Origin of the sequence: Streptomyces boluensis, assembly GCF_009908195.1 — a bacterium.
Classification (GTDB): Bacteria; Actinomycetota; Actinomycetes; order Streptomycetales; family Streptomycetaceae; genus Streptomyces; species Streptomyces boluensis.
This window is the reverse complement of sequence record NZ_JAAAHS010000319.1, coordinates 1-9,069: the sequence shown is the minus strand read 5'-3', so window position 1 is coordinate 9,069 and position 9,069 is coordinate 1. Positions and strand designations below refer to the sequence as shown.

At 68.8% G+C, this 9,069-nt stretch carries 8 protein-coding genes; 5 read left to right on the top strand and 3 right to left on the bottom strand.

Annotated elements, in window-relative coordinates; translation table 11 throughout:
* Nucleotides 1–94 precede the first annotated feature (94 nt).
* The 4 genes from GUY60_RS29120 to aspA all read left to right on the top strand — a co-directional run bounded on the left by GUY60_RS29120 (nt 95) and on the right by aspA (nt 4,769).
* Complete coding sequence (locus tag GUY60_RS29120; RefSeq protein WP_161703139.1) at nt 95–772, top strand: FadR/GntR family transcriptional regulator; 678 nt, start codon at nt 95–97, stop codon at nt 770–772.
* Nucleotides 769–2,208 (top strand): amino acid permease, encoded by a 1,440-nt coding sequence (locus GUY60_RS29115; protein ID WP_161703138.1) that lies wholly within the window; start codon nt 769–771, stop codon nt 2,206–2,208. The genes GUY60_RS29120 and GUY60_RS29115 overlap by 4 nt, the downstream gene beginning before the upstream one ends.
* Before the next feature lie 56 nt (nt 2,209–2,264).
* Nucleotides 2,265–3,281: an asparaginase gene (locus tag GUY60_RS29110; RefSeq protein WP_161703137.1), complete on the top strand. Its 1,017-nt coding sequence runs from the start codon at nt 2,265–2,267 to the stop codon at nt 3,279–3,281.
* 75 nt (nt 3,282–3,356) lie between these two features.
* The gene (aspA, locus tag GUY60_RS29105) at nt 3,357–4,769 is read left to right on the top strand and encodes an aspartate ammonia-lyase (RefSeq protein WP_161703136.1); all 1,413 of its coding nucleotides are present in this window, start codon (nt 3,357–3,359) and stop codon (nt 4,767–4,769) included.
* 495 nt (nt 4,770–5,264) lie between these two features.
* Here the strand turns inward: aspA and GUY60_RS29100 are convergent, their stop codons facing one another.
* Nucleotides 5,265–5,852: a DinB family protein gene (locus GUY60_RS29100; RefSeq protein ID WP_161703135.1), complete on the bottom strand. Its 588-nt coding sequence runs from the start codon at nt 5,850–5,852 to the stop codon at nt 5,265–5,267.
* Nucleotides 5,853–5,857: 5 nt separating this feature from the next.
* Here GUY60_RS29100 and GUY60_RS39575 point away from each other — a divergent pair, with 5 nt between their 5' ends.
* Complete coding sequence (locus GUY60_RS39575) at nt 5,858–5,986, top strand: hypothetical protein (RefSeq protein WP_281368598.1); 129 nt, start codon at nt 5,858–5,860, stop codon at nt 5,984–5,986.
* A 388-nt stretch (nt 5,987–6,374) separates the two neighbouring features.
* Here GUY60_RS39575 and GUY60_RS29095 read toward each other — a convergent pair whose 3' ends face one another.
* Nucleotides 6,375–7,787, bottom strand: a complete 1,413-nt coding sequence (locus GUY60_RS29095) for an amidohydrolase family protein (protein WP_161703133.1) — start codon at nt 7,785–7,787, stop codon at nt 6,375–6,377.
* Nucleotides 7,788–8,105: 318 nt separating this feature from the next.
* On the bottom strand, nt 8,106–9,069 hold a 964-nt coding region (locus GUY60_RS29090), incomplete at its 5' end, for a GIY-YIG nuclease family protein (protein WP_161703131.1).

Here is a 9,069-nt window from a genome sequence, read left to right as displayed (position 1 = left end):
CCCCTTGACACCCGTCCCCCATAGCCCGGACTATCGCTGCGTGAACCTGTCAGACAGCCAGACAGGTGGCCCGGGGCCGCGGCGTATCAGCGCCATGGAAGCGGTCCTCGCCCACCTCCGCGGCGCCATCGAGCGCGGCGAGTACGCCATAGGCGACAAGCTCCCTTCCGAGGCGGAGCTCTGCCGGACCCTCGAGGTGTCCAGGCCCGTGCTGCGGGAGGCCCTGCGCGCCCTGCAGACCATGGGGCTCACGGTCGCCAAGACCGGTAAGGGCACCTTCGTGATCGCGAACACCGTCGAGGACCCCACCTTCGGCGACTACGCGGCCAGCCACCTCCTGGAGGTGCGCCGGCACGTCGAGGTCCCGGTGGCCGGGTACGCGGCACTGCGCCGCACCCCGGAAGACCTGGATCATCTGACCCATCTCCTGGACCGGATGGAGCGGGAGACGGACACCACTGCCTGGGTCGCGATGGACACCGTCTTCCACCTCGCCTTGGCCGAGGCCGCGCAGAACCCGGTCTTCCGCCGGGTCATCGAGGAGATCCGCGACGCGCTGGCGCGCCAGTCGGCATTCCTCAACGAACTCGGCGGCAGGCGCGAGAAGTCCAATCGCGAGCACCGGGCGATCGTCGAGGCGCTGATCGACGGTTCCGAGCACGACGCGGAGCAGGCCATGTCCCACCACCTCGACCGCGTCGACACGACCCTCACCGAAATCGTGCGCCCCACACGTACGGACATACCTACGAAAGGCAGCCCCGACGCGTGAGTGACCAGCAGCTCAAAGATGAGACGCGCACGTCCCCCCGGCACATCGACGCCGGTGACGCGGGCTACAGCAAGTCGCTGAAGTCCCGGCACGTCAACATGATCGCCATCGGCGGCGCCATCGGCACCGGCCTCTTCCTCGGCGCCGGCGGCCGCCTCGCCGACGCCGGGCCCGCACTCTTCATCGCGTACGCCGTCTGCGGCCTCTTCGCGTTCCTGGTCGTGCGCGCCCTCGGCGAACTCGTCCTGTACCGCCCGTCGTCCGGCGCCTTCGTGTCGTACGCCCGTGAGTTCCTCGGTGAGAAGGGCGCGTACACCGCGGGCTGGATGTACTTCCTGAACTGGGCCACCACTGGCATCGCCGACATCACCGCGGTCGCCACCTACACCCACTACTGGGGCATGTTCTCCGACATACCTCAGTGGGTGATCGCGCTGGTCGCCCTGGCCGTGGTCCTCACCGTGAACCTGATATCGGTGAAGATCTTCGGCGAGCTGGAGTTCTGGTTCGCCATCGTCAAGGTCGGTGCGCTGGTGCTCTTCATGTGTATCGGCATCTTCCTGCTCGTCACGCAGCACCCGATCGACGGCAGCACCCCGGGACCGGCCCTCATCGCGGACAACGGCGGCGTCTTTCCCAACGGTCTGCTCCCGATGCTGCTGATCATCCAGGGCGTCGTCTTCGCTTACGCCTCCGTCGAGTTGGTCGGTGTCGCGGCCGGTGAGACCCAGAACCCCGAGAAGATCATGCCGAAGGCGATCAACTCGATCATGTGGCGCGTGGGCCTGTTCTACGTCGGCTCGGTGGTGCTCCTTTCGATGCTGCTGCCGTGGAACAAGTACACGTCCGCGGAGAGCCCCTTCGTGACCGTGCTGTCCAACATCGGCATTCCGGCGGCGGGCGGCGTCATGAACCTCGTCGTGCTCACCGCGGCGATGTCCTCGCTCAACTCCGGTCTGTACTCCACCGGCCGCATCCTGCGCTCCATGGCGATGTCCGGCTCCGCACCGAAGTTCACCGGCGTGATGAGCCGCAGCCAGGTCCCGTACGGCGGCATCCTGCTCACGAGCGGAATCTGCGTGCTGGGGGTCGGCCTCAACTTCGTGGTCCCGGCCCAGGCCTTCGAGATCGTGCTGAACTTCGCCGCGATCGGCATCCTCGCCACCTGGGGCATGATCATGATCTGTCACCTGGTGTTCTGGCAGAAGACCCAGCGGGGCGAACTCGACCGCCCCGGCTACCAGTTGCCCGGCTCCCCCTGGACCCAACTCGTGACGCTGGCCTTCCTCGCCACCGTCCTGGTCCTCATGTACGCCGACGGCGGCGCCGGACGCACCACGGTGCTGTGCCTGCCGCTGATCGTCGCCGCGCTCGTCGCCGGTTGGTACGCCATCCGCCGCAGCCGGGCACGCACCCCGTCCGACGTCGACGCCTGACCGGCTCGGCACCCCTCCCCCCTTCGTCAATCTCGTCGATCCTCAAAGAGACAGTGATGTACGGCAGTTCACCGGCGGACGCACCCCTGGTCCGCGAACCCCTCCACGCTCCCGTCGCCCACCTCATCCGCGGTGGCGTCGTCGAGGGCATCCACTACGGCTCCGTCGTCGTCCTCGACGCCGACGGCGGGGTCCGGTTCCAGATCGGCGACATCGAGGCCGCGTTCTACCCGCGCTCGGCACTCAAGCCCGTCCAGGCCGTCGCCATGCTGCGGGCCGGACTCCCGCTCGACGGTGACCTGCTGTCGCTCACGGCCGCCAGCCACTCCGGCGAGGAACGCCACCTCGCCGGAGCCCGGCGCATCCTCGACCTCGCCGGAGTCACCGAGGACGAGCTGCGCAACGTCACGGACATGCCGTACGGAAGCACTGTCCGGGACGCCTGGCTGCGCGAGGGCCGCTCGCCCTCGCGCCTCGCGCAGAACTGCTCGGGCAAGCACGCGGCGATGCTGTACACCTGCAAGCTCAACGGCTGGTCGCTGCACGACTATCTGGACCCCGGCCACCCGCTCCAGATGACGATCGCCGACACCGTCGAGGAGCTCACCGGGCAGCGCATCGCCCGGGTGACCGTCGACGGCTGCGGCGCCCCGCTGTTCTCCGTCTCGCTGCACGGCCTGGCCCGCGCCGCCTCCCGGATCACCTCTGCCGCGCCCGGCGCCCACGAGGCCCGGGTGGCGGACGCCATGCGCGCGCACGCCGAGATGGCCTCCGGTACCGGCCGTGACGTGGCCGCCCTGATGCGGGCCGTGCCCGGCCTTCTCGCCAAGGACGGCTTCGAGGGCGTCCAAGTGGCCGCGCTGCCGGACGGCCGCGCGATCGCGGTGAAGATCGCCGACGGCGCCGACCGGGCCCGTGTCCCGGTCGCCGCGGCCGCCCTCGTGCGGGCCGGTGTGGACCCCGAGCTGCTCACCGAGTTCGCCGGGGAACCGCTCCTCGGCGGCGGGCGGCCGGTGGGTTCCGTACGGCCCCTGCGCGCCCTGGACCGGGTCACGTTGCCGAACTGCGCCTGACCCCCTCGCCCACTCCGTCGTCACCCTCAACTTCGTATCTCTGATGCGTACTTCGGAAAGAAGACCGACACCCTCATGACCGCCGCAGCCACCCGCAGCGAACACGATCTGCTCGGCGACCGGGACATCCCCGCCGACGCGTACTGGGGCGTGCACACCCTGCGCGCCACGGAGAACTTCCCCATCACCGGCACACCGATCTCCGCCTACCCGCACCTCATCGACGCCCTCGCCGCGGTCAAGGAAGCCGCCGCCCTCGCCAACGAGGAACTCGGTCTGCTGTCGCCCGAGAAGGCCGCCGCGATCGTCGCCGCCTGCCGCGAGATCCGCGCCGGCAAGCTGCACGACCAGTTCGTCGTCGACGTCATCCAGGGCGGCGCCGGCACCTCGACCAACATGAACGCCAACGAGGTCGTCGCCAACCGGGCGTTGGAGCTGCTCGGCCACGCCAAGGGGCAGTACGAGCACCTGCACCCGAACGAGGACGTCAACCTCGGCCAGTCCACCAATGACGTCTATCCGACCGCCGTGAAGGTCGCGACGGTCTTCGCGGTGCGCGGCCTGCTCAAGGCGATGGCCGTCCTGCAGGACTCCTTCGGGCGCAAGGCCGTCGAGTTCCGTGACGTCCTGAAGATGGGCCGCACCCAGCTCCAGGACGCGGTGCCGATGACGCTCGGTCAGGAGTTCTCGGCGTACGCCGTCATGCTCGACGAGGACCGCAGCCGCCTGGCCGAGGCCGTCGAGCTGATCCACGAGATCAACCTGGGCGCCACGGCGATCGGCACCGGCCTCAACGCACCTGCCGGGTACGCCGAGTCGGCACGCCGCCACCTCTCCGAGATCACCGGACTGCCCCTTGTCACCGCCGCCAACCTGGTCGAGGCGACGCAGGACTGCGGGGCGTTCGTCCAGATGTCGGGCGTGCTCAAGCGGATCGCCGTGAAGCTGTCCAAGAGCTGCAACGACCTGCGGCTGCTTTCGTCCGGGCCGCGCGCGGGTCTCGGTGAGATCAACCTGCCGCCGGTGCAGGCCGGTTCGAGCATCATGCCCGGCAAGGTGAACCCGGTGATTCCCGAGGTCGTCAACCAGGTCGCCTTCGAGGTGATCGGCAACGACGTCACCATCACGATGGCCGCCGAGGCGGGACAGCTCCAGCTCAACGCCTTCGAGCCGATCATCCTGCACTCCCTGTCGGAGTCCATCACGCACCTGCGCGCGGCCTGCCTGACGCTCGCCGAGCGCTGCGTGGACGGCATCACCGCCAACACCGAGGCGCTGCGCGCGAGCGTCGAGAACTCCATCGGCCTGGTCACGGCCCTCAACCCGCACATCGGGTACTCGGCGGCCACCGACATAGCCAAGGAGGCCCTCGTCACCGGTCGCGGCGTCGCCGAACTCGTCCTGGAGAAGGGCCTGTTGCCCGCGGAACAGCTCGCCGCCCTGCTGCGGCCCGAGGTCGTCGCGGGCAGCGGAGCCCCTGTGGCCTGAGGCGGGCACCTCACGCGCGGGTGAGGGCCTGTCCGGCGGATCAGTGCTGAGCTGCGTGTCAGAGTCGGCATCTCGGGCACTCTCCGCCGGGCAGTCCCTGAGGGGCAGGGGCAGGGCCGGCGTCACCTCCTGAGTGTGGAGGATGGCGTCGAACCAGCTCGCGAGCGATCCGCGCGACAGGTGGTGGACTGCGTCGTGCTTGGGGTCGTGGAACGGGCCGGTCAACCGCGTGCGGGTAGGGATGTCGAGGAAGCGGCGGACCGGCTCGGGGCGCGGGATGCCCAGATCCAGGACGTACCCCGCCGCCCTGATCCCGGCGGACGCCACAGGCTGGCCTCGGTCCATACCGTGAGGCGGCGATGCATGGTGGCGGGCGAACGACGGCCGCAACGGGGCGGCCAGCTACCGGAGTTCATCAGGAACCAGGCGCTTCGATAAATCAGCAACCACGACCGGCATCGTGCCGCACGAACATCAAGTCACGTGAGACAACCTCTAAGCCTTGATTGGTGCGGCCGACCTGGCGGCCTGCTCGATCTTCGCGCAGTGGGCTGCACGGGCTTGCTCGTCGATCTGCTTCTCGTGTTCGGCGCGCACCCCGGTCCGGCCGTCGAGGCCCTCGCGCAGGATATCGGCGTGCCCGGCATGCCGGATGGACTCGGCGAGGACATGGACCATGACGGCGAACAGGTTCGTGTTGGGAGAAGGCTCCGGCCACCACGGCACGTGGCCGGGGGCGTCGAGGGGAAGCTCGTTGATCGTCGCGTCCGAGTGTTCCCACGTGCGCCGGTAGAACCCGATGATCTGATCGCGGGTCTCGTCCTCGGTCGCCCACAGATCGCTGCCGTTGGAGTGGTCCTGCCACCGGCACAACGGTTCCGGGGAAGGGCGGTTGAAGACCTCGCCGAAGTACCTGGCCTCTACGGTGGCCACGTGTTTGACCAGGCCGAGGAGGTTGGTCCCGGTCGCTGTCAAAGGTCGGCGGGCGTCGTATTCGGACAAGCCGTCGAGTTTCCAGAGCAGCGCCTTGCGGTCCCGCCGCAGTCTCCCGTGCAGGTTGTCTTTGGCGAATTCATCGATCATGCGGCTTGAGCCTGCCATGGGCTGTTCGTGGTCTCAAGATCCCGTATGTGGTCCGCAACGACCGGCAGGGCCGAGGCCTGGTCATGGCCGCCGCCCTGACCTGCTACAAGAAGCTCGCGAAACTTGCCACGTGAGACAACCTCTTAGGTACGTAATGAGCCCCGTCCTACAGCTGCGTTGACCTTCTCTGTATCAATGAACTCGGATAGATGGAACTCGACCGCCTTGGCGCCGAACTCCTCTGCAACGGGCGGGAGGCGATCAGAAAGACGACACCGGCCCAACCCTGCTAGGCCATAGGTGAGTTGTTCGGCTAGCCCCTCCCTCCTTGAACGTGCGACCGTCAGATTCGCAAGAGCCCATGCCCATCCGGCGGGCCACGAGGCAGCACAGCAGCCGAAGCCCCAGGCCGGCCGGGGGCAGGACCAGGCCGTCGAGCCCGAGCGGCACTTCACTCGCTCGGCCGGGTCGCGGCCTGCCGCTCATCGGTTGCAACCGAGTAGGCCGCCCTCGTCGTTTCGGTCACCCTCGAGCCCGTATGTGGTCGGCCGCTCGTTCCGCCTCCCGTATCACCGCTTCCTTGTCCACGCCGAGCAGTGCCCCGTCGGCCTTCCGTAGTCGGCCGTCGACGAAGACGTGCGAGACGTTCGGGGGCTGGCCGTTGAGGACGATCTGGCTGATCCAGTCGAAACGAGGGGCGAAGTTGAGGGTGCCGGGGTCGAGGACGAGGACGTCGGCGCGCTTGCCGGGGGTTAGGGAACCGAGCCTGTCGGCCATCCCGATGCACTCCGCGCCGCCGAGTGTCGCCATCCGCAGCGCTGCCGGGATGGTGGGGTGGATCTCCGCGTCCTCGTGCAGCGCCCGCTGCAGCCCGACAGCGGCCTTCATGACGTTGAACATGTCCGAGGTGTCGTTCGTACCGCCGTCGTGGCCGAGCCCGGCCCGTATGCCACGCCGGTGCATCGCGGGGAGCGGCATGATCCCGGAGGCCAGGCGCATGTTGCTGAGGGGGCAGTGCGCCACGCGTACGTCGTGGTCGGCGGTGAGCGCGATCTCCTCGTCGGTGAGGTGGATGGCGTGGTTCATCAGGAGCCGGGGGCCGAAGGCGTCGGCCTCGCGGAGCGAGCGGATCGGGTCGTCCTTGCGGTCGTCGCGGTGCTCCAGGACGTGCGAGTTGAGCATCAGGTCCAGGTCCTGGGCGACCTCGTGGAAGCGGCGCAGCTCCTTGATCGCGCTCATGCCCGCGTGTACCGAGACCTGCGCGGAGGCGAGCGGCAGCGGGTCGAGGAGTTCCTTCTTGATGCGCGGGATCAGGTCGATCGCGCCGGCGTTCTGGGTCATCGCGTACACGAAGCGCAGGCCCGCGTCGTCCAGCGCCCGTATGTACTGCTCGCTGGTGTCGTACGGGATCGGGTGCACCCAGTCGACGACGGTCGTGACACCGGCCTGCAGGGCGTCGAGGGCGGCGAGGTGTACGAAGCGGTACATGTCCGCGGCGTCGATCTTCGGGAGGGTGGTGCGGTTGCAGGACGCGAGCCAGCCGTACAGGTCCTGGGTCGCGCAGCCGCCGCGGATGCTGGTCTGCCAGAGGTGGTTGTGGAGGTCGACGAAGCCGGGCAGGACGAGCTTGCCGCGCGCGTCCACGACCCGTGCGCCTTGCGGCGCGCTCAGGCTGTGCCCCACTGCGGCCAGCCGTCCGTCGCGGATCAGGACGTCGGCGTGTTCCAGTGTGCCCAGGTCGCCCTCGCCGACCTCGGGGTCCATGGTGAGGACGAGGTCGGCGCCGCGCAGCAGGGTGCCGTGCCCGTCGCCGCCGGGGTCGGGCGCGTTGGTTGCCTCGCGGGTCGGGGGCGCCGCGCTCGCGACTCCGGCGGCCAGCGGCACGCTCCCGATGCCGGCTAGTACGGTCCTGCGGCTCGGTTTCGGAAATGTCATTCCAGCGTTGTACCGCGGGTAACACCGTAAGCCGAGGGGTGGGCGCAGGCTGGCTGACAGTCTGTCAATTACGCCAGGGAGGCCGGGTCGATCGCGCCAACTCTTCGTGCGAACAGCCCACTTGACCAGGCATCAGCTACTCGCTATATATCCCCTCCCCATACCCCCCTGACGAAATGGGGTTCGCGCGAACACTGGATACGGAGCCCCACTTCGTGAGCGGACGCGAGCACGCACGACACCACTCCCCCGGCGGGAATCCGCCCGTGGTGAGGGGCGGCCCCGCAGTTCGATGCGGGGCCGTCGTCGTGTGCGGGGTCAGGCCGCGTCGACCTCGTCGCCCTCCCTCTCGTCCACGAGCCGGAGGACGAGAGGGAGGGCCGCGAAGGTGAAGTATTCGCGGCCGCGGACCGGTGCGTGTCCGGCTCGACGTAGTTCGATGCGTACGCGGCGCTCCAGTTCGAGGGCGGTGTCGCCGGACAGGGCTTCCAGCAGGCGCAGTTGGGTTCGGTATCCGTCTCGGGCGTGGTCGCCGAGTCGGCTGCGGGGGTCGCCTGAGGTGATGCCGAATTTCACGGTGCTGTTGTCGAGGTCGGCGACGACGTAGAAGACGTCCCAGACCTTGTTGGCGCAGCGTCGGCAGATGCCTTCTCCGCTGGGTACGCCGTCCGGCCGGGTGAGGGCGGTGTGGCTGTTCTTGCAGCGGATGCGGTGCGGGGTGCGGGCGCCGAGCCATTCGGTTTCGAGGACGGTGCCGCCGAGTTCGGTGACGCGGGAGCGGAAGCGGCGTTCGGAGTCCTCGGGGTCGACCTTCGAGCAGGTGCGGCAGATGCCGCCGCCTTGCTGGACGCTGCTCGGGATGGGGCTGTGGTGGTGGCCTTCGGGGCAGCGGATGCGGTGGGGCTTCTGCGAGCCGAGCCATTCGGTTTCGAGGACCGTTCCGCCTTGGCGTGCGACGTCGGCGCGGAAGTTCTGCCAGGTGGCCTCGGCGTCGCGTCCTGCGCAGGCGCGGCAGATGTTGTAGCCCTGCTGGACGCCGTTGGGGGTGGAGGTCACCTGATGTCCGTGGGCGCAGACGATGCGGTGCGGGGTGCGTGATCCGAGCCAGCCGGGTTCGAGGAGGTAGGCGCCCTCCTGCTCCAGGCGCTCGCGGAATTCCTTCTCGGCCTGCTTCGGGTCCTGCTTGGCGCAGGCGCGGCAGATCCCGATTCCGCGAGCGGTGTTGTTGGGGTAGGGGGCGGCCTCGTGCCCGTACTTGCAGCGGATCCGGTGGGGGGTGGTG